General features: G+C 46.7%; 20 protein-coding genes. 6 read left to right on the forward strand and 14 right to left on the reverse strand.

Annotated features, from left to right (window positions below):
- Positions 1-83: 83 nt before the first annotated feature.
- The 7 genes from mglC to MKX68_RS05595 form a co-directional block, all read right to left on the reverse strand.
- Positions 84-1,103, reverse strand: a complete 1,020-nt coding sequence (gene mglC, locus MKX68_RS05565; RefSeq protein WP_017690326.1) for a galactose/methyl galactoside ABC transporter permease MglC — start codon at positions 1,101-1,103, stop codon at positions 84-86.
- Positions 1,104-1,118: 15 nt separating this feature from the next.
- Positions 1,119-2,624: a sugar ABC transporter ATP-binding protein gene (locus tag MKX68_RS05570; protein WP_340909811.1), complete on the reverse strand. Its 1,506-nt coding sequence runs from the start codon at positions 2,622-2,624 to the stop codon at positions 1,119-1,121.
- A 74-nt stretch (positions 2,625-2,698) separates the two neighbouring features.
- Positions 2,699-3,760 (reverse strand): galactose ABC transporter substrate-binding protein, encoded by a 1,062-nt coding sequence (locus tag MKX68_RS05575; RefSeq protein ID WP_036672480.1) that lies wholly within the window; start codon positions 3,758-3,760, stop codon positions 2,699-2,701.
- A 162-nt stretch (positions 3,761-3,922) separates the two neighbouring features.
- Positions 3,923-5,101, reverse strand: a complete 1,179-nt coding sequence (locus MKX68_RS05580) for a substrate-binding domain-containing protein (protein WP_340909814.1) — start codon at positions 5,099-5,101, stop codon at positions 3,923-3,925.
- Positions 5,088-6,875 carry a sensor histidine kinase gene (locus tag MKX68_RS05585; protein ID WP_340909816.1) on the reverse strand — a complete coding sequence of 596 codons (1,788 nt, stop codon included), beginning with the start codon at positions 6,873-6,875 and terminating at the stop codon, positions 5,088-5,090. Before MKX68_RS05585 ends, MKX68_RS05580 begins: the two co-directional genes overlap by 14 nt.
- A gap of 26 nt (positions 6,876-6,901) precedes the next feature.
- A complete protein-coding gene (locus tag MKX68_RS05590) occupies positions 6,902-8,635 on the reverse strand; it encodes a response regulator transcription factor (protein ID WP_340909819.1) in 1,734 nt (577 codons plus the stop codon).
- A gap of 339 nt (positions 8,636-8,974) precedes the next feature.
- Complete coding sequence (locus tag MKX68_RS05595) at positions 8,975-9,877, reverse strand: tyrosine-type recombinase/integrase (RefSeq protein WP_340909821.1); 903 nt, start codon at positions 9,875-9,877, stop codon at positions 8,975-8,977.
- Positions 9,878-10,045: 168 nt separating this feature from the next.
- On the opposite strand from MKX68_RS05595, the gene MKX68_RS05600 reads away from it, so the two are divergent.
- Together MKX68_RS05600 and MKX68_RS05605 are read left to right on the forward strand one after the other, a co-directional pair.
- Positions 10,046-10,246 (forward strand): cold-shock protein, encoded by a 201-nt coding sequence (locus MKX68_RS05600; RefSeq protein ID WP_017690333.1) that lies wholly within the window; start codon positions 10,046-10,048, stop codon positions 10,244-10,246.
- A 97-nt stretch (positions 10,247-10,343) separates the two neighbouring features.
- Entirely contained in the window at positions 10,344-10,616 is a 273-nt protein-coding gene (locus MKX68_RS05605) for an HU family DNA-binding protein (RefSeq protein WP_124117202.1), read from the forward strand.
- A gap of 332 nt (positions 10,617-10,948) precedes the next feature.
- Here MKX68_RS05605 and MKX68_RS05610 read toward each other — a convergent pair whose 3' ends face one another.
- Together MKX68_RS05610 and MKX68_RS05615 are read right to left on the reverse strand one after the other, a co-directional pair.
- Positions 10,949-11,593 (reverse strand): Vat family streptogramin A O-acetyltransferase, encoded by a 645-nt coding sequence (locus tag MKX68_RS05610; RefSeq protein WP_340909824.1) that lies wholly within the window; start codon positions 11,591-11,593, stop codon positions 10,949-10,951.
- A 35-nt stretch (positions 11,594-11,628) separates the two neighbouring features.
- Positions 11,629-13,308, reverse strand: a complete 1,680-nt coding sequence (locus MKX68_RS05615) for a methyl-accepting chemotaxis protein (protein ID WP_340909826.1) — start codon at positions 13,306-13,308, stop codon at positions 11,629-11,631.
- A gap of 315 nt (positions 13,309-13,623) precedes the next feature.
- On the opposite strand from MKX68_RS05615, the gene MKX68_RS05620 reads away from it, so the two are divergent.
- A complete protein-coding gene (locus tag MKX68_RS05620) occupies positions 13,624-13,782 on the forward strand; it encodes a hypothetical protein (RefSeq protein ID WP_340909828.1) in 159 nt (52 codons plus the stop codon).
- Positions 13,783-13,870: 88 nt separating this feature from the next.
- Here the strand turns inward: MKX68_RS05620 and MKX68_RS05625 are convergent, their stop codons facing one another.
- A complete protein-coding gene (locus MKX68_RS05625) occupies positions 13,871-15,865 on the reverse strand; it encodes a CotH kinase family protein (RefSeq protein ID WP_340909830.1) in 1,995 nt (664 codons plus the stop codon).
- Positions 15,866-16,330: 465 nt separating this feature from the next.
- On the opposite strand from MKX68_RS05625, the gene MKX68_RS05630 reads away from it, so the two are divergent.
- The gene (locus tag MKX68_RS05630) at positions 16,331-18,067 is read left to right on the forward strand and encodes a methyl-accepting chemotaxis protein (RefSeq protein WP_340915301.1); all 1,737 of its coding nucleotides are present in this window, start codon (positions 16,331-16,333) and stop codon (positions 18,065-18,067) included.
- Between the two features lie 99 nt (positions 18,068-18,166).
- Here MKX68_RS05630 and MKX68_RS05635 read toward each other — a convergent pair whose 3' ends face one another.
- Positions 18,167-18,703: a hypothetical protein gene (locus MKX68_RS05635; RefSeq protein ID WP_340909833.1), complete on the reverse strand. Its 537-nt coding sequence runs from the start codon at positions 18,701-18,703 to the stop codon at positions 18,167-18,169.
- Positions 18,704-18,808: 105 nt separating this feature from the next.
- The gene (locus MKX68_RS05640; RefSeq protein WP_036606359.1) at positions 18,809-19,171 is read right to left on the reverse strand and encodes a hypothetical protein; all 363 of its coding nucleotides are present in this window, start codon (positions 19,169-19,171) and stop codon (positions 18,809-18,811) included.
- A 306-nt stretch (positions 19,172-19,477) separates the two neighbouring features.
- Between MKX68_RS05640 and MKX68_RS05645 the strand changes: the two genes are divergently transcribed.
- Together MKX68_RS05645 and MKX68_RS05650 are read left to right on the forward strand one after the other, a co-directional pair.
- A complete protein-coding gene (locus MKX68_RS05645; protein ID WP_338591486.1) occupies positions 19,478-20,086 on the forward strand; it encodes a TetR/AcrR family transcriptional regulator in 609 nt (202 codons plus the stop codon).
- A 46-nt stretch (positions 20,087-20,132) separates the two neighbouring features.
- On the forward strand, positions 20,133-22,319 hold the full coding sequence (locus MKX68_RS05650; RefSeq protein WP_340909837.1) for a YhgE/Pip domain-containing protein: 2,187 nt from the start codon (positions 20,133-20,135) through the stop codon (positions 22,317-22,319).
- Between the two features lie 130 nt (positions 22,320-22,449).
- Here the strand turns inward: MKX68_RS05650 and MKX68_RS05655 are convergent, their stop codons facing one another.
- On the reverse strand, positions 22,450-22,791 hold the full coding sequence (locus tag MKX68_RS05655; RefSeq protein WP_105600913.1) for a DUF4190 domain-containing protein: 342 nt from the start codon (positions 22,789-22,791) through the stop codon (positions 22,450-22,452).
- Positions 22,792-23,363: 572 nt separating this feature from the next.
- Positions 23,364-24,119 (reverse strand): amino acid ABC transporter ATP-binding protein, encoded by a 756-nt coding sequence (locus MKX68_RS05660; protein ID WP_340909845.1) that lies wholly within the window; start codon positions 24,117-24,119, stop codon positions 23,364-23,366.
- Positions 24,120-24,132: the final 13 nt, after the last annotated feature.

A 24,132-nucleotide genomic window follows, 5' to 3' on the forward strand; every position in this document is an offset into this window, starting at 1 on the left:
GGAATCAAGAAAATCAGGGGATAAGGGCGATCGGAAGATGGTACTGCACTCGGAGTACAACGGTGTAACCTTTCACGTTGATCTTATTTCTTCGCCATATACTTACGGATATCAAAAGCCACCGCAGCAACAATGATCAACCCTTTGATAATCAACTGCCAGTATGGACTTACACCGATAAACGTCAGACCATAGTTAATGACCCCGAAGATCAGCACACCCGCCATAACTCCAGGTACCGTTCCAATACCTCCCGCCGTCGATACGCCGCCTACTACACATGCGGCAATCGCATCCAGCTCATACATGTTACCGTAATTGTTTGTTGCTCCACCTGTGCGTGCTGCCTCAAGCACACCACCCAGACCATACAACGCACCAGCAATGGCATACAGGGCAACCAGGTTGCGAGCTACATGAATCCCGGATACATGCGCTGCTTGAATGTTGCCACCGATCGCATACATGTTTTTGCCGAGACGTGTTTTGTTAAAGATCACCCAGCAGATTAATGCCACCGCAATCGCAATCAGGACAATATACGGGATGGAATAACCCCCGCCCAGATCAATGTATCCAGAGCCAATAACGGTAAAATCAGGTCTCAATCCTCCGATCGGCTGTGACTGGTTGGGTTCCGTATCAAAATAAATGGAGTTCAGTCCGTACACAGCAACCATCGTACCCAGCGTTGCGATAAAAGGAGGCACATGTAATTTGGCGACAATGAGTCCATTTACCAATCCCACAAACAGACCCGCGGTAATCCCGACAAGGATCGGCAGACCCACCCATAAGTGGGGCAGATCGGGGAAGAAGCGGTTTGCATACTCGTCAATTTGCAGCATCGATGCTGATACAACAGCCGTCAGACCAACCACCCGTCCAGCGGACAGATCGACCCCGCCCGTGACAAGAATAAAGGCTGCACCGAGCGCAATAATGGCCCGTGTGGAGGATTGCTGTAAGATGTCCCGCAGTGTGGAGAAGGCCAGAAAATTCGGATCGGCAATCGCTATACCAATGATGAGCAGAATCAGTACGATAAAGATGGCGCGCTGTGTTACATATTGTTTCACTTGATTGATCATCTGTGTGTTCATCTGTTTCCCTCCTGACTAAGCCATCCGCTGCTGCGCGGCCAGCCTCATAATATCCTGCTCTGTTGCATCTGCTCCGTCCACGATTCCGGTAAGACGCCCTTCGCTCATCACCATAATGCGATCCGACATCCCCAGCAGTTCGGGCATCTCCGAGCTAATCATGATAATGCTTTTGCCCTGACGAGCCAGTTCCGTAATAATGGTGTAAATCTCGAACTTGGCCCCTACATCGATTCCACGTGTCGGTTCATCCAGCAGCAGAATCTCCGGGTCGGTCAGCAACCAACGGGCCAGCAGAACCTTCTGTTGATTACCGCCAGAGAGGTTGCGAATCAACGTGTTAACTGAAGGCGTTTTGGTTCTGAACTTCTGCGTCTGTTCCCGTGCCTCTTCCCGGCCCTTCTTCTCGTCCAGCAAGCCCACGCGATTTCGATAGCGCCCCAGACTGGCAATGATCGTGTTCTCATACACTGACAACACAGGGAATATCCCTGTAACCCTTCTTTCTTCCGTGAGCAACGCAATGTTATGACGCTTCGCTGCTGCGGGGGAGTTAATCTTCACCTTGCGCCCATGAATCGAAATCGTACCTGAAGCGAGTCCGCGCAGTCCAAACAAGGACTCAATCAGTTCTGTCCGCTGTGCTCCAACCAGGCCGCCAATGCCAAGCACTTCACCTTTTCGCAGCTCAAAGGATACATCACAAAACGATTTAGACTGGCTTGATGTCAGACCCTCGGCTTTTAATATCACTTCACCGGGTACGTTCGTCCGTTCCGGGAAACGTTCGTCCAGATCACGGCCAACCATACGCGTAATGATCAGATCTGTCGTTAGATCAGTAGCATCCCATGCCCCGACAACAAAGCCATCACGCATGATGGTCACTTCATCCGAGATCGTCAGGATCTCCTCCATCTTGTGTGAAATATAGATAATGGATACGCCGCGACTGCGCAGTTCATTAATAATGGCAAAGAGCTGATCCACTTCCTTGCCTGTCAGGGAAGAAGTTGGCTCATCCATGACGATGACTTTGGATTGAAAAGAGACCGCCTTGGCAATTTCCATGGATTGAATCTTGGAGACAGACAGTGTTCCGGCCAGAGCCTTCGGATCAATATCCAGGTTCAAGTCCTTGAACAGGGCCAGCGTATCGGTATACATCCGTTTCTCGTCCACCAGTATTCCCCTCATCGGAAAACGACCCAGCCATATATTCTCCATCACCGGACGATGCGGGACCGGATTCAGCTCCTGATGAATCATGGATATCCCTTGCTGAAGTGCCGCTTTGGAATTCGGAATATCCACATCCTTTCCTTCGATGCGTATCGTTCCTTCATCCGGGTGATACATGCCGAATAGACATTTCATAAGTGTGGATTTCCCCGCTCCATTCTCTCCCATCAAGGCGTGAACCGTCCCCGGCTTCACTTTCAATGTGACCTGACTTAGTGCCTGCACACCCGGAAATGCTTTCGAAACTCCATTCATCTCCAGCAGGTAAGGTGACTCCATCTTGGTTCCTCCCTTCCATATGATCGGCAAAAAAGGGACGCTACCCGAATGTCGGACGTCCCTGTCTCGTGCTGTTATTGGGCGTCGGCAATGTTGTCTTTTGTAATCTTTTTGTATGCAATCCAGACGTATTTACCATCTGTAATGTCGTATTTGGTATTTTCCTTCGTTGGTGTCTCACCTTTGGCAAGTACGGAAGCCAGTGCCACCGTGGCTGCACCCTGATTCTTGGCATCATTAAGCACCGTGCCGAGCATCGTGCCATCCTGTAGAGCCTGAATGGCTGGAGCTGTTGCATCCACACCTACAACCGGCATGGATTTGCCATCTTTGAAGTATCCGGCTGCTTTCAATGCCTCAATGGCCCCCAAGGCCATGTCATCATTGTTTGCGAGAACGGCTTCAATCTTGTCGCCATGGGAAGCCAGGAACGCCTGCATTTTCTCCTGCCCCTTCACCCGATCCCACATCGCCGTGTCTTCCGCCAGCGCTTCCACTTCGATACCGGCATCCTGGATCGCCTGAACCGAATATTTGGTCCGAAGCTCTGCATCCTGGTGACCGGGTTCCCCTTTCAGCATGACGTATTGCAGCTTGCCATCGCCGTTTTTGTCCGCTTCCGGATGTGCTTTCCAGTAATCCACAATCAACTGACCGGAGATTGTACCGGACTCCTCCGCTTTTGCTCCTACGTAGTACACCTTATCCCACTTGTTCATATCTTCCGCCACTGGCTCACGGTTGAGGAATACCACTGGAATGTTCGCTGCCTTGGCCTTGTCGATGATGACCCCTGCCGCCGTCCGATCCACCGGATTCACGGCCATTGCATTGTATTTCTTGGACACAAACAGATCAACTTTCTCATTCTGGGTCGGCTGTGCATTCTGGCTATCCACGATATCCAGGGTCGCAATACCTTCCGCTGCTGCGGTCATCGCATTACGTACACCCGTCATGAATGTATCATCGAATTTGTAGATGGCAACACCAATCTTGGGAGTTTCCGTACCGGCTGCTGTCTGGCCTCCTGTATCTGTTCCCGTACTTCCACCTGCACTGTCTCCGCCACTGCTACAACCCGCCGCCACAACCATACATGCCGTAATTAACAGTGTCATCCATGTTTTCTTCATATCCTAATGACCTCCCCCAAGTTCATTCGGCTTTACCGATGTCTTTATTATGAAAGGGTTTACATTAAATTCGAATACAATATCTTCACCTGTTCTATCGAAATCTTCCTCAAGTTAACAAACACTTTAATTTCTTCATACAGCATTCGTTCCAACATTCATTCATTGTACAAAAGGAAACAACAACTTCTGGTTATCCATCCAGAACATATTGTCGGTACTAACCAGCTTGGTCTCAAGCAACACTCTCGCTTGCACCTGTTGATTATTAAGCCGCGCAACGGCTTGATTCACTCCCAGATAACCTGCACTGTATCCATTCTGGACGATGAGATGATCAAAGACCCCTTCTTGCAATTGCTCCAGTTGCTGTTGTTCACTGCCGAATCCAACAATCCTCACCTTGTCCGCAGATTTGCGTCGATTCAGTTCATCTGCTGCTCCAAGAGAAGCAGGTTCCTGAAGAGTAATGAAGCCATCCACCTCCTGCTGGTCCAGTAATTGCTTTGCAGTCTGCCAACAACCATCCCGTGTATTACATATCGATTTGGGTTCCACTTGAATATCAGGATACTGTTCCAAGGCTTCCATAACCCCCTGCTCTCTCTGAATCAGACCAGAATTAACGGGGTCTGGACCCAATAGGGCTACATGCCCTTTCCCTTCCAGGAGCTCCGCCATGGCCTGACCCGCCTGTCTCCCGGCCTCAATGTTATCCATGGAGATGATGCTGGTAATGCCTTTCACAGGAAATTCATCGTTAAGCACAATGACCGGAATGATGGCTCCATCTGAATTCATTGCCTGCGCCTCCTGAACAATGTCGCTAAGCGCCTTCTCGCTCAAAGGATCGACTAATAGAGCTGATGCTCCCTGCTTCAGAGCCAATGCCGCGGCTTCCACCTGAGCCTGCTCCCGCACACTGCGAGACAACGTTCCACGTCCCGCTTTGGCCTGCTTAACCTGTAACTGACTACCCACGGAGTCCGGAATGGCAGGTGTGTACATATGACCCTCGGAAGGGTATGCCTCCACGGTCATCAGTTCCGCTCCACTCTCTTTGGCAGCCGCTTCGGCACCAAGCCGGATGGCTTCTGCAAGTTCCCCTGTTCCAGCTGGCGTAATCAGCGCGATACGTGGCGTTACTGCCGTAGCATCGGGACTCGATAAGCCACAGGCGCAGCATATGAGCAGACAGCAGTTTGCAACTGTCAGGGTTACTAACCGACGTTTCCGGATTCCAGGGAAGCTCGCAGGAACCTTTTTCCAAAACGTACGAATGTATGACCCTACAACTCTGTGGCTGTGGATATCGCTCCTATTCTCCTTATTGTCTGCCATTAGGCTCGCCCTCCTTCTGCTCCGATTGAATGGGGATCCGAATCCAGACGGTGGTGCCTTCTTCCAGCTCACTTGCAAATTCAAGTCCGAAGCCCTCCCCATAATAGAGCCGGATTCGGTCATGGACGTTGCGCACCGCTACGCCGGAGCCTGCACCGCTTTTGACCACAGGACGACCACTTAATAATCCCGACAGCTGTTCTTCCGTCATGCCGACCCCATTATCTGTAATGCGAAACACCAGCTTGTTGTCCTCACGATAAACATCGATCTCAATACGTCCTTCGTCCATGTGGTACTCAATGCCATGAACAATGGCGTTCTCAATCAGGGGTTGTAGCACCAGCTTTAATGTAAGGCATTCCAGGAGCGTATCATCGGCCTTAATCGTAAAGTTGAATTTGCGCTTGAACCTCATCTGCTGAATCGTCAAATAATGCTGCGCATGCTCCAGCTCTTCCCTGATCGTGATAATCGTTTTACCTTGACTGAGACTGATGCGGAACAGGCGCGAAAGAGACGTGATCATCGTGATCACTTCCTCATTACGGCTCATACCTACCATGCGAACCACGGAATTCAGCGTATTGTATAGAAAATGTGGATTAATCTGGGCCTGCAAGGCTTCCAGCTCCAGACGCCGCTTCTGTTCCTGTTCGTGGATGATCTCATCCATCAGGGTTCGGATTTTATTGACCATCAGGTTGAAGCGACGGGATAAACGTTCCACTTCCAGTGGCCCTTCAATAGGCAACTCCACGTTGAAATCCCCGCGCTCTACGGCCTTCATCTTACGTTCCATTCGCCGAATCGGACGAGTCAGACTGGAGGATAAGAACAGCGAGACAAGAATGACCAGCACCAGTACAACGACCAATACACGAATGAGATATCCGTTCACTTCCTGACGCGTTGTCATAATCTCATCCAGATAAGCAACACCAACGATTTTCCAGCCGATATTGGCAACGGACTTTACGGTATTCAGTCTTTTCTGTCCATCTGCTTCATCTTCGTAACTACCGGAAGCCACTAAAGCCTGTTCGATATTCTCGCTTTTGAGTCCCATATACATCAATTGTTGCTGCGGATGATACACGATATTGCCCGCACTCTCATCGATGATATACACGTATCCTCGTTGCCCCAGACTGACCCGACGGCTCAGTTCATCCATCTGTTTGAAATTGATATCGACCAGCAGGATAACCTGCCGATCCTGACCATTTTGCCGTATCGTTATGCCTTTGCTCATGGAAACGACCCATTTATATGGGCCTGTGTACATGTTCTGAATATGAGGTAACGAGAAACTCAGGTGATCCGGCACACGAAGCGCAGACTGAAACCACCCTTGCTGTGTCACATGGGCACTCGGTTTTAATTCGGCTGTAGGTCGGTTCTTAAGCAATTTCCCCGTGGAATCAAGCAGAGTAATAGAGATGATATCTTCACGACTGCTGAGCAGTGTGTCGAGCTGTTTGTCCACCAGTTCCCCTTCCCATGTCCCGTCACGCAGCATGTGTTCCTCAATGGCACGGTACAGATGAGACATGCTGCGGACGTAATCCTCCAGGTTATAACTGACCTGATCCACAATCTGTCTCGTCGTCAGTTCCGCACTTCGCTCGGCAGCCTGCGTGAACTTGTCATGCAGAAGCATTGCCATGATGGTCAGCACCAAGACGATGAAAACGGAAAAGGACCACGTAATAATAAACCGGATACTGCTGACTCTGGACGAACGCAGCCGGGAGCGTAATTGAGGTCCCATGGACTTCACCCATCTCGAAAAGAACTTCATCGGATCGAACCTTCACTTGCCGTCTGAGAAGCCTGTTTACGATATTCTTTGGGCGAGACGCCAATATGTTTTTTGAAACAAAAACTGAAGTAATTGGGTTCAGCAAAGCCAACCTGCTCCGCAATCTCAAATGACTTCAGCTCTGTCGAGCGAAGCAGTTCACGCGCTGCCTCCATTCGAATCTGCATCAGGTACTGCAGGAAGGTAAGTTGCACTTCTTTTTTGAAAATGCCACAAAAATAACCGGAACTGATATGCAGATGTCCGCACACCTTCTGAATGGACAGGTCCGGGTCGGCATAATGCTCTTTGGTGAAGACTAATGCCTGCTCAACAATATCCTTGTATACATGCTGGCGACCGCTGGCAATGCGATGTTGTACGAGTAGACAGACCTCCCGTACCTTCTTCTGTGCCTCAGTAAGTCCCGGCAGTCGGAACAAATCCGCATACAACTGGAACCCTGCACCAAAGATGTCTTCCATTTCTTCCCCTGATGCCTGTGCGGCCTTCCATACTGTTGTTAATACTTCAATCAGATAGAGCTGAATATCACTTCGCCCGTGCTCCACGGTAATTTCCCGGAAAATGATCGCAAGTGCTTCCTCCAGCTCTGCCTGCGTACCAGCCTTCAGACAACGTGTCAGCGTCTGCTGCTTCAACTCGTCGAACCGCAGTTTGCCCGCTGTCTGTCGCTCCACGTCCGCGATATATATGATTGAATCCGTCCCAGGCACAAGCCGATAATCCAATGCCAGCAGGGCATCTTCATAGGCATGATTCACATCCGCGAGTGTATCAACAATCTGACCAGATCCCACCGTAGCCGGGATACGTAAATAGTGGTTAATGCTGCGCATCACATTTTCCAATGCCTTCTGTTGCCGCTTCGCTCCATCTGTATCGCCCGAACGATCCACATAGAGCAGGACAATCGTCTCCTGATGCATAAAGGCATGACCAGCCCCATGCTCCGCCCAAACTTCTGCCGCAATGTTAAGTGCAGCAAAGCGTTTCAGTTCAGCATCCTCAGATTGACGCAAGGAGCCTCCGGGAACGAATATCTCAGAATGATCCGCTACCTCAGATGTAGTTTGATTATGTCGCTGTGGGGGCTCGCTGAATACTCCCTCAGACTTCTCCTTCTGTACATCACCATCCATATGCAGCGTCAATACGGACACACCATAGCGTTCTCCTGTCAGATCCAATCCACATTGTTTGGCTTTGCTATGAATATATGTCGAAGATTTCTGCCGATGGAGCAAGGTCGCCATCAGATCTGCCTGTAATAAAGGCAAACTGGTATGATAGTGCTCACGCAGCTGCTGTACATCTTCACGCTCGGCTACTTCAGCCGCCATCTGGGCGCGCAGTCTTGTGAGCAATTCGGTGAGGTGTCCTGCCGAGAACGGCTTCAGCAGATATTCATCCACACTTAACGAGATGGCTTGCCTCGCATAATCAAATTCATCATATCCAGTCAAAATGACCACCTTCACGAGTGGATTACGCTTCCTCAATCTTTGCGCGAGTTCCAGACCATTCATGAATGGCATGCTGATATCCGTCACCACAATATCCGGCTCTACCCGCTCCGCCATCTCCAATGCTTCCCGCCCATTCTCAGCCAAACCGACAATCCGCAGATCGAGCGCTTCCCAATCGACCTCTACAACAAGTCCTTCACGCACATCTTCTTCATCATCCACCAGCAGTACCCGGTACACGATTGGATTCCTCCCTTTTATGACGAGCCTTATGCCCTAGCAACGAATAATATATGTAGCATTGTGAATCATTTGATTTCTTATTGCCCACCGAATTTAAGCAAAATGCAAAGGGATCATGTTGATCTGTTCCAAGGTTGCCATCATAATATACAATATTATCAGGGATATGTAATCGCTTTCTTTAATAGAGGTAAGGCAACCCTGTCGGGCACTGCCTAAGTGAAATGGGTAGGATAGTATATGAATGCTAAGCGTAGGTTAAAGTAATACAAACACGGGAAATTTCGAAGCGCTTCTAATAAGAGGTGTTTTGATTCTGACTATAATTCAGAGTCATCATTCTTGTTCTCTACGATGATTCGAACTTAATGCTTTAAAATAAATCATTGTTGTATCTGGGTTGGTGTGTCCCATTATCTCGGCCAAGCGGTGCAGTGGCGTATGCTCAGCCATGGCGTAGCCAAAACGATGACGCAGGTCGTGTGAACTCAGTCCTTCCAGCCCTGCTGCTATCATTACTTTTTTAATCAGGTGGCGCAATGCTCTCTCCGTTAAACGATCATTTGTCTTCTCTGAAGGGAAAAGGTAAGCAGGATCGGTAGGTAGATCAGATAAGTACTGATTCAACATTACAATACACTGCATATTCAAAGGGATCATACGTTGCACGTTGCGTTTATCGGCTCTAATTGTCAGGTGACCGCTTCGTCTACCTAGTTCGATATCATGAGGCTTGAGGTTGCATACCTCCATCGTTCGCAAGCCTGTGTGAAACATAAGGGTCAAGATGGTCTGATCACGAAGGGAATTACCGTTCTCCACTGCCGCGAGGAATGCCTGCTCTTCTTCGGATGTCATTCGGCGTGGACTTACTTTGTCTTCCGGAATGAATTTTAATGGTTTGGAAGGGTCATGACTGAGCCTGGATTCCAAGACAGCCCATTTGAAAAAACGCTTCAGCGTAATCAACCTCCGGTTAATGGTGGCTGGCTTCAATAACATAACTTTGTGTGCATCTTCGCGATAGTTGACTAAAGTGGATGTATCTACGTCTTCGATTCGCAATGTCATTTCTTCGCTAAGCATGGTGCTTTCCTTGTACCATTCGATAAAGTGCTTCAGATCACTTGCATATTCCTTCACGGTTTTGGGATGCAATCCATCCTCATTGGTAAGCATATGAATGAATTCTTCTATCGTCGGTTCCCGCTGCACCGATATGCCTGATGACTGATTCATTAGAAAATACCTCCAAATCTTGACTTATATTAGCGGACATGGTATTATAATATTAATCGATACATTAGCGGACATCAAGTTCGTGGTTTAAATGCACCAGGTGAGTGTCAATTTTAAATTATACTCGTCATAATGATCGGCTAAAAACTTATTTTTTGGAGGAATCACATGCAAACAGGTACAGTGAAATGGTTCAACGCGGATAAAGGATTCGGCTTTATCGAAACTGAAGAAGGAACAGACGTATTCGTTCATTTCAGTGCAATTCAAGGTGAAGGTTACAAATCTTTGGACGAAGGTCAACGCGTTCAATTTGAAGTAACTCAAGGTAACCGTGGACCACAAGCTGAGAACGTTACTAAACTTTAATTATATGAAAGCTGCCTTATTAATAAGGCAGCTTTTTATTTACTCATAGGTGTCACAGCAAAGTTTCACATCCCAAGAATGAAAGCGAGGTATTCCCATGGATAAAGAACAATTGATCACAGAAGTAGCTAAGGCTGGCGGTTTCTCCAAGAAGAATGCTGAAAAAGCTGTAACCGTTGTACTGGATTCGATTCTCGAAGCTCTCAAAGAAGGTAAAGAAGTTCAAGTGGTTGGATTTGGGAAATTCGAAGTACAAAAGCGTGAGGCAAGAACGGGAAGAAGTCGGAGAACAGGCAAAGAAATTCAACTACCTGCAGGTAAAGTTCCTGTATTCACAGCAGGCTTAAGCATGAAAGAAGCTTTAAATTAAACCACGTAACAAACGTAACAACCCATTGAAAAGAGGTTTTTATTCAAACACACAATGATAATATGGATTTAAATGTCGTGTTTACTACCGTTGATGATATCATTAACTTTTATTCAGGCAAACAGACAAACTCGGATCATGCAGAAGCTCATACTCATTTAAAGCCCCCATCAGTACAGTCTGATTGCAACCTACGACCACCCACCCGCTAAATTAACATTTCATCTTGGACAACAAGAGGCCCTGATCCGCTCAAAACGGTCCAGGGCCTGATTTGCTTGGAAGCCGGCTCCGTCAGGAACCAGCTTTTTTGTCTTTTATACACAACCATCCTATTTGCTGTTCAGAAGTTCGCGCACGATCTGTAGATCATATGTAGAGACAAGGCGTTCCAAATGCGTATCCAGCCATTCCTCATCCTGATCCCACCACTTCAATTCCAGCAGCAGTGCAATCGTCTCTTCGTCAAAACGCTTTTTAACAGTCTTGGCTGGATTACCACCAACAATCGTATAGGGTTCAATGTCCTTAACAACGGTTGAATTGGAGGCAACGATTGCCCCGTCTCCAATCGTGATACCAGGCATGATCGTCACATGTTGTCCAAGCCATACATCGTTCCCCAGTACCGTGTCACCCTTATATGGAAGTTGTTCCAGTGTAGGTGTCACACGCTCCCATCCTCCACCAAAAATATTGAATGGATACGTGGTCATACCCTCCATCCGATGATTCGCGCCATTCATAATGAATGTCACACCTTCCGCAATTGCACAGAACTTGCCAATGACCAGGCGATCACCAATAAAGTCATAATGATGCTGTATCCGGTCATAGAATTGCTCTGGCGGATTTGTGTTATCGCTATAATACGTATAATCACCAATGTCCACGTTGGAACGCGGCGGCAGGTTTTGAATGTAACATACCGTACGGATATTCTCATTTGGGAAAAGTTTTGTTTTATCAGGGGCCATATTGTAGTCCCTCCTTTTCCCTATTGTAACAGATATTAAATCTTAAACGGACTAAGTGAGTTCTGGAGCTCTGTCGACACATCGGACAAAATAGCCGCAGATGCCTTGATCTGCTCTACCGACTTGAGCTGTTCATGAACAGATCTGGCAGCCTGCTGTGAATTGGTACTGGCCGTCTGCGCATGGCGAGCGATCTCATGCACAGAAGCTACGATCTGTTCAACGCCTGCGGACATCTCTTCACTCGTCGCAGCCATGTCCTCAATCTCTGTAGCAATATGCAGGTTCGTATCCCGGATCAGGCTGAAGTTTTGCTCCGTTTCCCGGGTCAAGCGCAGTCCTTCCTGTACTTCGTCCTTCACTCTCGACATGGCCGATAACGATTGCTGCATATCTTGTTCCATGGCTTCGACCAGTTCTTCAATACGATCTGAAGAGTCTCCGGCTTGTTCAGCCAGTTTACGAACCTCGGTAGATACGACGGCAAATCCTCTGCCATGTTCCCCTGCTCTTGCCGCTTCAATGGATGCATTGAGGGCGAGCAGATTCGTTTGATTTGCAATCTCATGAATGGCGGAAACCATCTGGCTAATCTGTGCCGACTTCCCTTCCAGCATACGAATGACTTCATCCGTTGTGGTAACGGAAGATTCAATCGTAGACATCTGCTGAACGGTAAGTTGCACCGCTTCACCTCCGGTTTCTGCCTGTTTGCGTGAATACAAAGCAGCGTCCGAGATGCTGGAGGCCTTGTCTGCCATACGTTGTACGCCTATCGCCACTTCTTCCATGGCCTGCAGATTTTCTTCCGTACTAATTGTCTGACTCTCGGCTCCTTGTGCGACTTGTTCAACGGAGGATGCTATTTGCGATGATTCTTTGGCCGTTTGATCCGCAATCTTCAGTAGTAGCCCGGTCGAATGCTCTGCTTTCTCTGCAGCCTGAAGTCCACCCTGAATGATGACCTGCAGATTGCTTCTCATCTCATTGTATCCCGCACCCAGCATACCAATCTCGTCTTGGACGTTGTCCACAACCGGCTGTGTAAAATCGCCCGTCCCCGCACGTTTAATCGCCACAGAGACCCGTTCGATTCTTGCTCTCACCCTGCGAACGTACAGCAGGATCAGGGTAATTGCGACCAACATTGCAAGCAGGAATACGATCAGGAATGTCTTGAGGAACGAGGAGATAATCACATCAATTAATGATTGAGAAGCACCAACATAGAAAATTCCGATAATCTCTCCGGATGCGTTCTTGATTGGTTCATAGGCCGTTTGATATTTCTGACCCACAACCACAGCTTCACCGAAGTATTTTTCGCCTTGCTGCAAAACGGTCTGAGCGACCTCGTCTGATACCTTCGTGCCCACAGCGCGCTCCCCGTCCACCATAACATTCGTAGCAACACGTTCGTCACCTCGGAAGATCGTTACCGTGTCCCCGGATGCTTCTCCAATCTCATCTACAAGTTCAAAGTTACCTTCCAGCGCGGTATCTCCCTTGAATAATTGCCCGCCCTTAATGGCCCAATCTCCTGGATGCTTATATGTAATGATACGATTCGCCATCTCCAAATCTCGCTTTGCCTTCTCTGTAGCAAACGTCGTGATCCCCTGCCTCATTTCCAGGATTACACTTACCGCCACGGCTGATGAGAAGACGATAAATATACTGATAACGATCAAACTGATTTTGGTACCGATGCTCATGCTTCGCATGTGTGTGAGCCACCCTTTTCCCTATGTAATTGTGGGGATATTCAAGCCAATTTCGATTCCGTTTCGAATATCACTATAGTCTTATCGGTAGGAGAGTTCACAATATTTATAATATTTCAGTGACATTTATCACAGTAATTGAAATTAAAAATCAAAGTTTTTCCTCTTTCTCCGTAATTATGTGAGAATGATCTGCTGTCTGGAAATTTAAACAATCTAGAAAGAGAAATTGGATATGTCTAAATTCATATAGAAGGTAGTACTAAAAATATTTCAGCTCATTTATGTTGCCAACCACATATTTAAGTGCCTGGGGGCAAACTGGTATCGTTAACTCAACTGCCTTCTGCCGAAAAAGCAGCGCAGTATGGCGTTACAGCCAAGTTTAATTCCAAATTCCCGACATCAGAGGATCTGTACACGATTGCTCAGCTAATCGCTAACGGTTCCCTCCGTCTAACCTGAAAAAGCAGCGCAAAAAGGGATTCGATCTGACCATCGAATCCCTTCTCTCTTTCTCCGTGCAACAACGTTGCACCGCAGAAGATATTGCTTATTTGGATGTAAGGCTTACTTGTGCAGCGGTTTGATCCCAGTCCACGGTAAGTCCCAGTCCTTCTGAGATGAAGCGTACAGGCACGAGTGTGCGACTGTTTTGAATGATTGCTGGTGCATCAATTTCGAGCGTCTCTCCATTTACGGTTGCGGTGCTGCTTCCGATCTTGAGCACAAGGGTCTGATCATTCAGAACCGTTGTTACCGCCTTCGCCGTTTTGTCCCAAGTCACTTCTGCACCCATCGCTTCGAGGATTGCGTTCACAGGCACCATCACTCGGCCACTTTGCTGCAGCGGGTCCTGATCCGGGAATGTGATCGATTTACCATCGAGTGTTACGGTAATGGTTTTGTCGTTTGTTCCGGATGAGGTATTCGAACCTGTCTCTTCCGAAGTCTCAGGCAAAGGCGTTACTTCACGTCCGAGTTGCTCTTGCAGATTCACAAGACGGTTCAGTGCAAATGTCGTCAGTGATCCAGCTGCCATGGAGCCCATACCTCCGCCGCCAAAGTTACCGCCAGGGCGTGTCTGCGTATTATCTGTACCCGTTGTTGCATCTGTTGTACCGTTTCCAGTTGCGGCACCCGGCTGAGTCGGAGGTGTTGTTCCATCTGGAGGAGTCATTCCTTCAAAACCTTCAGGCGGCGTCATGCCTTCCATGCCTTCGGGTGGTGTCATTCCCTCAAATCCTTCTGGTGGAGTACCGCCCATACCACCTGCTGCATCTGCATTTGCAGAATAAGCAATGTTGGATTCAAATTGTTCTGTCGTATAGAATTTCGTAGGATCTGCTTCTACATAAGGACGAATCTCATTGGCAAGGTCAGTAATACGATCCTGAATGCCTTCCATATAGTCCGTCAGTTCATTGACGTAACTCAAATATTTTTTTTTATACTCCGACACAGCAAGCAGGTTATTAATCATCGGTACATTTTCCATGCTAATGCCCAGTACGGGCTCGTCCACAGATACGTTTGTTGCGTTGGTGTTGGTCGTGGTTGATCCGGTTGTTGTGCCACGTCCGCCTCCACCCGAGTATCCGTTGAAGGACATGTTAAAGTCCCAAGGAACAACGGTGAACTTGCCAGCGGCATCACTGTAGAGCATGTAGTTGTGTCCTTTGTCGCCGTTATAACTGTCATAGTTGCCAAAAACCATGTTGCCTGCAATATATTGAAGTGCCGAATCCACGTCCAGTACACTTTCAATATCGCCTTTTTCACCTTCTGGCATCTCGTTCAGCGTTTGGATGAAGGTTTTGAGTTTGGCTTTGTCCTTATCCGTACCCAAGTCTTTGGTAATTGTGCTGTAGTCACTGCCCTCTTCATATTGAAGATAACTCTTCTCATCCGTATCATAGAGGACGCCTTCTTCGTAATCCTCACCGTAGTTGCGCTCCAGATAACTATCATCCACTGCTTCAACACCAGTATAGAAACCCACCAGCTCGCCGTTAACATACAGATTAACATAGTTCGTCATTGGTACATCCATGCCAATGCTGCGCAGTGCTTCATAATGAAGAACTTCACGCATATACGAAGGATCGGCGTAGTTGTTGTTCAGTACCATTTTGTCCAGTCCAAGCAGCGTTTGTGTTTTGTCGTATTTATCAAACTTCAGTCTGAAGCTGTAACGGTCTGAATCTTCCATTGAGGCTACGGCTTTCAGGGTCAGATTGCCCTTGGTGGAGAAACCGACGTTGTCCAGCTTGTTGCCGTCCACTTCCACACTAACATTCTTATAATCCTTATCGAGCGGACTTTCGAGCATGCTCTTCCAGTCTGCATCATCAATCGTTACATTCACATCAATGACGTTATCCGTCTGGAACAACGATTCATAAGCTTGCGTCACGCCTGCACTCGTGGTTGTCGCTGTACTTTCTGCAGCATATGCTGCATTCGGACTTCCGATCAGCCCAAAAGATGACGTTACCATGGTCACGGATAATGCCGTTACTGCAGCTTTTCGTAATAAAATATTCAAGTGATGAATCCTCCTTCTTGGTTTCTGTTAAGCAACTGTGGCTTATGTAAACATGTTAGGAGATGAACCTTTAGTGAATCTTAAACGCGATAAACCACAAAAATAAATAGTATGTATCACTATGAAATTTTCATGGATATACAAGAAACATAATGAAAAAAGCGAAATTATAACCTTGGAACCGGTTCATAAGTCCTATTTTGTTGCAAATATCTAACATTAATATGCCTATATAACGATATATCTGAAGAGTAGAACTTACCTGGAGTTCATATACGTGAATAGCAAAACTCATTACGAAAAGCTTTTAGAAACAAAAGAGAATTTGATCAGACAGTGTTTTAGGGACGATTTCACAGTTTTTAAGCCAACAATTACATAGCGTGTACAACACCCAGGATAAGTCCTTCGTCACAATCGTAGAAGGAGTGAACCATCTTGTTTAATAAGCTTCGCTGGAGTACCATGCCTTTCTTCATCAAAAATTTGGTGATTTCATTCGGCAGCATCATGTTGATCGGTGTAATCCTGATTACTGCCGCGTATCAATTGCAAAAAAACATCTTGGTTGAACAGTTGCACGACCAGGCTACCGTCATCACCCAGAAATGGTACGATGATCTCGACACTGCCAAAGTGGCAGAAGCGGCTAAGGAAAAAAGCTATTCCGGTCCTGTACAGCTGGAAATGAAAGCTTATCTTGATTCCATCCATGAATTCTATCCAAACATCGCGCAAGCGTACATTTTTGGTTCAGAACTTGAGCAAGGAAACGGAACGTCCATCATCGCGATTCCAACGAATCTGTTGGAACCATTCGAGGAAGGTAACCTGCCCGCAGGTGCCATGTACCCGCTGCCTCAGAATAACGTCGTAGTACTGGAACAGATGAAAAAGGACGAAAAACCTGCCTTCAGTGATTTCTACACGGATGAGTACGGAACCTGGACCACTCTGATCTATCCGATTAATAACGCAGATGGCTCCATGTACGCTGCTCTTTACTTCGATGTAGATGCAAGTGCCGTTCCAAAAGGTCTGAACAAACTGCTTACGTACGGTTTGATGTTCCTGATCGGTTTCCTGATCCTGTTCATGGTGTTGCAATTCATTTTGCTGAAAAGAACGTTGCTTCCGATCCGCAATCTGATGAAAGGTATCGAAGAAGTCAGCACGGGTAATCTGGACGTAACCATCGATACCGGGCGAGATGATCTGGGTATCATCAACGAGAAGTTTAATGCGATGATCCATCGCTTCAATACAACCATCTATAAAGTACAGAATGCTTCACATCACCTCTCGGAATCTTCCAAACAACTACTGGGCATTTCCGAGAAAAATAATGTGAACATTCAATCCATCAGCACCAATATTCGAGAAATATCTACTGGACTGGTGTCACAAGACAAAGCCACTGTGGAGAACGCACGTGCCATGACAGAGATGTCAACGGTAGTGCAGACGATCGCCAGCAGTTCAGCCGATGTGGCAGATGAAGCACTCAGCATGGAGCAGCGCTCCAGCACAGGTAATGTGGTGATGCAACAAGTCATTGAGCAGATGCGCCTGATCTCAGGTGCGGTGCAAAATACGTCAAACTCGATTCAGTCTTTGGAAAATAACTCGAACCAGATTAGCAACATTGTTAACGTGATTACGGAGATTGCTGGACAAACCAACTTGCTTGCACTTAACGCTTCAATCGAGGCAGCCCGCGCAGGTGAAGAAGGAAGGGGTTTTGCGGTGGTTGCAGGTGAGGTACGTAACCTGGCAGAGCAATCGCAGGAATCAGCGAAGCAAATTCGACAGTTAATTGAAGAAATTCAACGGGATATCATGCAGTCTTCCGAAGCGATGCAGTTGGGTTCCAAGGAAGTCACCAAAGGCTTGGAAGTTACCCAAGAGACTGGTGTATTCTTCGAGAATATTCTGACTGCTACGAATAAAGTTGCAAACCAGATCCAGGATATCTCCAGTTCTACTGAAGAAATCTCGGCAAGCACACAGGAAATGTCTGCCACGGCCGATGAACTGTCTGCCAATGTCAGCAAGGCAGCAAGCAGCAGTAAACAAATTGAGCAGTCAATTGATGAGCAGGAAGCCTCCATGGCTGCCATTGTGAGTGCCTCCGATGAACTCTCGGTTGTATCCGAGCAACTTCAAGAACTGATCTCATTCTTTAAAGTACGCGCAGAATAGAAGCAATAGGATACAGATAACAAGAATACGACACAGTAAAAACCAAGGCTCATGAGTGACTACACTCAAAGCCTTGGTTTTTTGTTGTTACCAGGTGTTTTATTCCTTTCGATCAGCATCTACTTGTTTAAACAGTATGTCTTCCCCACTTATAATCATCTTTTTCTCGTCATTGTAGCCAGATTGTTCGGATCGAAATCCAGCATTAAGAATAAGATCGGCCTCCCCATTCGATATATATTGAACCTGCTCCGGTGTAAGGATTATTTCAACTTCTTCTGAATACCAGCTATCTTTCTTTAATTCGGTTGCCAATTCTTCACTGGTACTTGACCTCGGCGGGAGAAGCGTCTTTCCATCCATTTGAAGATCAATATCGAAAAACTGTTTCGAATGGAAAATCTCGTGGTTGGCATCTTGTCCCCTATACCTTATCCCCGGTTTAAAAGTGAAGTCGTGATCACCAAATTGTTGGACACTTAATCGGAGTTCATATTCACCCAATTGCCTGGTTGCCGTCATCGTCTGTCCTTCTCTTTGAATTCGGTCTGGTGCTGTATCGTTGCTTTCCAATGATGAATCGGAACAACCCATTAGGACAAGACACATCATCAGGAGGTAGGAGAAATATTTCAAAGTAGACCTCCTCTCACTCTAATATATAATCTGACTCTTAGAGTTTGGACGCAGAATTGTACCATTAAGTTACATTGTTAATAAAATATATAAGAAGTTCTCCACTTAAGAGAAAGCATATCTAAACAGCCCATAATATAGAGGTCCAATCGCGATAACTAATGTTATCAACATCCAAACTCTCCTCGTCATAATTGGTAATCCATCCAAAATCTCTTCCCCTTCGTTATCCTTTAAAAGCATTGCGAATAATACATCCCATAACAGAGCTGTCACAGTAATAAATTTCCACAAAGAAGGATTTAAAATAGCCGTTTCCGTTACATATCCTAACAACCCTATCCATGTAATAACGGATACGACAAAATCGATTTTGCTAAGTTTAGACTTATACTTTCCTTTAATAAGATACGAGAGTGATGCTGTGCCAAGCAATCCAAGATAGATCGTCCATAAAACGTGTTCCATACGTACTCCTCATTCTTTGCTGTATTTTAATATTTACTGTTTCTTCGCCACCCTTTGCTATTATAGCTATTCAACTCTATAACTGATATATATAACACTTTTCCATATTATAGTAACTCCTCATCCGTACTTTCCTCTACTCATTTATTGTTTTCATCCCCCAGCCCACATTATGACAAAGCTCACATCCTTATTCCCTGTTTAAGTGCTACATTTGTTAACGACCAACTGACCGTAATAGTAAAACGGTCAATAAAGGATTTACCTTACTATTATCCTTTCAATCTACAAGGAGGTGTATATGCGATGAAAACGATAGATCGAAGGCAACAGGTGATGGATTCTGCCGAGAAATCCTTTGCCTTGTTTGGCTATAAGGCCACAACGATGGAGCAGGTTGCGAGACTTGCCAATGTGGGCAAGGGAACGATCTATACTTTTTTCGAAAATAAAGAAGAACTGTTCAGCGAGATTCTGCGCTCAATCATTGCGGATATGAGACAGATTACAGAGCAGACCGTGAAGGAAGAGAATTCCTTTCTGGATAACGTGCATATGAGCATGGATTCTTTGCTGGAGTACCGGGAGGAACATGAGCTGTTAATCAAGCTCTTTCAGGAGGTTAACGAGTTTGGTACGCCGCAAGCCAAAGAAGGTTTGCAGAAAGTGGAGACAGCCATTCTTGAATATCTGGAGCGTCAGGTGAGCCGTGCCATGGAATTAGAGCAGATTCGCGGGGACGATCCCAAGCTGGTTTCTTTTGTCCTCTTGAAGCTGTATGTCACCTTAACCTCAGATTGGAACAAAGCACATCCTACGTTGCATAAAGATCAGATCAAGGATTTTGTGGGCCTCTTTCTCAAGAATGGCTTATCCCCACCTCGAGAAAGGCATGCCACTAGATTCAACACATAATAGAGATAGAACAAACGGATTAGCGTAAGGATAGGGAGAGAACATGATGAAATCATTCCACGTATTTGGGCAGGATCTGAAGTCCGCCTTCAAGAAACCAAAAGTATTTATTCCGATTCTCGTTGTACTGTTCATTCCGGTGCTATATAGCGGCCTGTTCCTGAACGCATTCTGGGACCCCTATGGCAAAATGAATGAGTTACCTGTGGCCGTGGTCAACACGGATCAGGGCGCAGTCTACAACGACAAATCACTGGAGGTCGGTCAGAATCTGGTCGATGAATTGAAGAAAAGTGATGATTTCGACTGGCAATTCGTGACTCGTGAACAAGCAGCAAAAGGTATGCAAGACAACACGTATTATATGACGATTGTGATTCCGGAGGACTTTTCCACCAAAGCAACGACCCTGATGGATGAGCACCCTGAGCCAGCAGACCTGATCTATGAACCCAATGAAGGATACAACTTCCTCGCGGGTCAGATTGGCGGCACGGCGGTCAAACAAATTCGCTCCAAGGTCGCTGCCAAAGTCACAGAATCGTATACCGAAACGCTATTGGATCAGGTCGAAAAAATCTCTGGCGGTTTGGCGGATGCCGGGGATGGTGCAGGTCAGATTCATGATGGTGCGATTAAGCTGGATGAGGGTGCTGCTACATTAAAAGAGAACCTCTCTAAACTGGCCGCAGGAACCGATAAGCTGGAAACAGGCGTAGTTCCGTTAAAGGAAGGTACGTCCACTCTCGCCCAAGGCACAGGTGATCTTCATACTGGCGCAAGCGCCCTGTCCAGTGGACTGTCCCAATTGGCAGCAGCAGGCACGAAGCTGAGTGATGGAGCAGCCCAGGCTGAGACAGGTAGCAAACAGCTACAGGCTGGGCTTCAGTCTGCTCAGGAAGGCGTAGCTAAGTTGGATGCAGGACTGGCGGCTTCCGAGGAAGGCAGTGCGAAGCTGACGGCTGGGCTGCAAAGTTCTGTTGAGGGTAGCGCCAAAGTTAGCGAGGGTGCCAAAGCAGTTGCACAAGGGCTCGCCCAATTAGCTGAAGCCAGCCCGGAACTGGCCGCAAGTCCTGCTGTGCAGCAGCTACTGGCAGCCAGCCAGGCCGTAGCCGCTGGCAGCGAACAAGTGTATCAGGGTGGACAGCAATTGGTCGCAGGCAGCCAAAACCTGTATGCTGCACAGCAACAACTGCATCAAGGCAGCAGTCAGTTGGTACAGGGTGAACAACAACTGGTACAAGGAGCTACGCAGTTATCCGCCGGACAAGAAAAGCTTGCGACTGGTCTACAACAATTCAATTCCAAATTATCTGAGGCTGCCGCTGGAGGAGCCAAACTTGCGGATGGTTCAGGTCAATTGAATGCTGGTGCAGACAAATTGGTTGCGGGTGTAAGCCAACTTACAGACGGAATCTCAACCTTGGCAGATGGCTCACATAAGCTCGATGACGGCGCCGGTCAGTTAAAAGAAGGTACGCTTAAGCTAACGGACGGCTCTGGCGAACTTGCCACCAAGCTGAATGAAGCGGCTGAGCAGACGGGTAGTGTGAAAAAGACCGATGAATTGGTAACCATGTATGCAGAGCCTGTTCAGGTCGATGAGCATAAATATAACGAGGTTCCTAACTATGGTACAGGATTCTCGCCATACTTCCTGTCACTCGGGCTATTTGTAGGGGCATTGATTGCCACACTGGTAGTGCCAACACGCGGCAGTACGGTTAGTGACGCAAGTGGCTGGAATCGTTTTGTGAGTAAAACGCTGGCTTTTACACTCATGAGTGCTGTACAGTCCCTGCTTGCTTCATGGCTGGTCTTGTATGGCTTGGGTCTGAATGTTCAGAGCGTTCCATTGTTCCTCTTGTTCAGCTTTGTTACCAGCCTAAGCTTCATGTACATCATTCAGGCACTGGTAACTTGGCTGGAGAATCCGGGTCGTTTCCTCGCGATTCTGATGCTGATCTTCCAGCTTACTACCAGCGCGGGCACCTTCCCGCTCGAACTAATTCCAAATTGGCTGAAAGTATTCAACCCTTGGCTGCCTATGACCTATTCGGTAACGGGTTATAAAGCAGTCATCTCAAGTGGACAGTTCGGCGTGGCTTGGGATCAGATCGGGATTCTGTGCATCTTTGCTGTGATTGGGCTTGGAGGAACCTTAACGTATTTCATGGTGCATCGCACCCGTGAGGTTGAGGACGTTAGCGGTGAGGTCGTACTTGACCTATAAAAAGTAAAATAAAAAGCAAAGGCGTGTACCTAAGCTCCACCCTCTTCTGGACAACAAGGGGTGTTCGGCTAAGGTACGCCTTCGCTTTTTTTAGTTTTAGCTACAATCTAAGTTTGCTAACTTCATATTTCTAGTATGTAGAGTAAATTTCAGAACTTGAGATAGCGAAACTAAACAATAGCACGAGCAAAATAAGTAATACATACATCGCTGTACCGATGATTCCACAAACAAGTCCAGCAATGGCTAATCCTCTGCCTTGCTCCATGCGAACTCTGATCTCTTTGAAGGCTAAAGATGCAAATATAATCGCGATGATGCCGATTAAAATTCCCACGTAAGGAATCGTGACGGACAGAATCCCCAAAACTAGTGATACAATTGACTTACTATTGGTCTTTGGTACTACATAAGGCGGTGGTGGCAATGTGTCATTATAATAACGATCCACATCATTTTCGCGATGTTCCAAGGTAAATCCTCCCTATTCTTTAAGTATGTTCATTATAATTGATTAATAGGAAAAATAATATCCATATTGTGTTAATTATGAATTACCTTTAGATTTATTTTATTTCCATCATCCCCGGACACGCATATATAAATCCATAAGCTTGTAGATTGTACTTCAAGGATATGAATTTAAGAACCGTTTATCCGTGTGATGATACAAATCAAGAATACCTCTAACATATAGATATTATTATAGTCGTAATACTTTTCTGAATATCTTTGGGGGATTACTCAGATGAAAATCGATAAAGTCATGAATATACTTATGATTTTGATACTTGTACTTATTGCTTTTTATCAAAATAATGTAGCTGTTTTATGTTTTAGTATTGTTTTGTTTGGAATCATGAGTTACACCACTTATCGAATTCGAACACGTTGGAATGTAGTAACTTATATCGTGTTGACCCTGGTATTGATGATCTGGAACATATACCTGTGGACATAAGCATTACTTTCAAAAAAAGAACGCAATCCCTTATTACTCATAGGATTGCGTTCTATGGACATTTATTAAATTTGAAGTTTTCTCTATCCTTCCACTTCCACCCGCTGCAAAAACGTCCGGGTACGTGCAAGCTTTGGATTGCCAAAGATCTGTTCTGGAGGCCCCGCCTCTGCGATCTCACCGTTATCCATGAAGAATACACGATCCGCAACGTCACGGGCGAAGCCCATCTCATGCGTAACAATCATCATCGTCATGTTTTCCTGTGCCAGTTGTTTGATTACGCGTAACACTTCTCCAGTCAGCTCCGGATCGAGTGCCGACGTAGGCTCATCGAACAGGAGGATATCCGGTTGCATCATGAGTGCGCGGGCAATAGCTACACGCTGTTTCTGTCCACCGGACAGATTGGCTGGATAGACATCGGCCTTGTCCGACAGCCCTACTTTGCCGAGTAATTCCAGACTGCGGTACCGAATGACGCTTGAACTTTCTTTTTTCAAAGTCTTCGGTGCGAGTTCCAGATTAGCCTGCACAGTCAGATGCGGGAACAAGTTAAAATGCTGAAACACCATGCCCATGCGATCCGTCATCTTGCGAATATCTGCGGCACCCGCGTAACGACCATTATCAACCAGCGTCTGATCCTGAATACGAATCGTTCCGCCCGAAATATCCTCCAGATGAATCAGGCTGCGCAGCATTGTACTTTTACCCGAACCGGAAGGTCCAATCACGGCAATTACTTCTCCTGGTTCCACGTTGAAAGATACCTGCTTCAGCACATCAAGTGTACCGAATGATTTTCTCAACTGATTTACTTCTATTATATGTGTCATATGCAGACAGTCC

It is taken from the genome of Paenibacillus sp. FSL M8-0212 (assembly GCF_038004645.1).
Lineage (GTDB): Bacteria > Bacillota > Bacilli > Paenibacillales > Paenibacillaceae > Paenibacillus.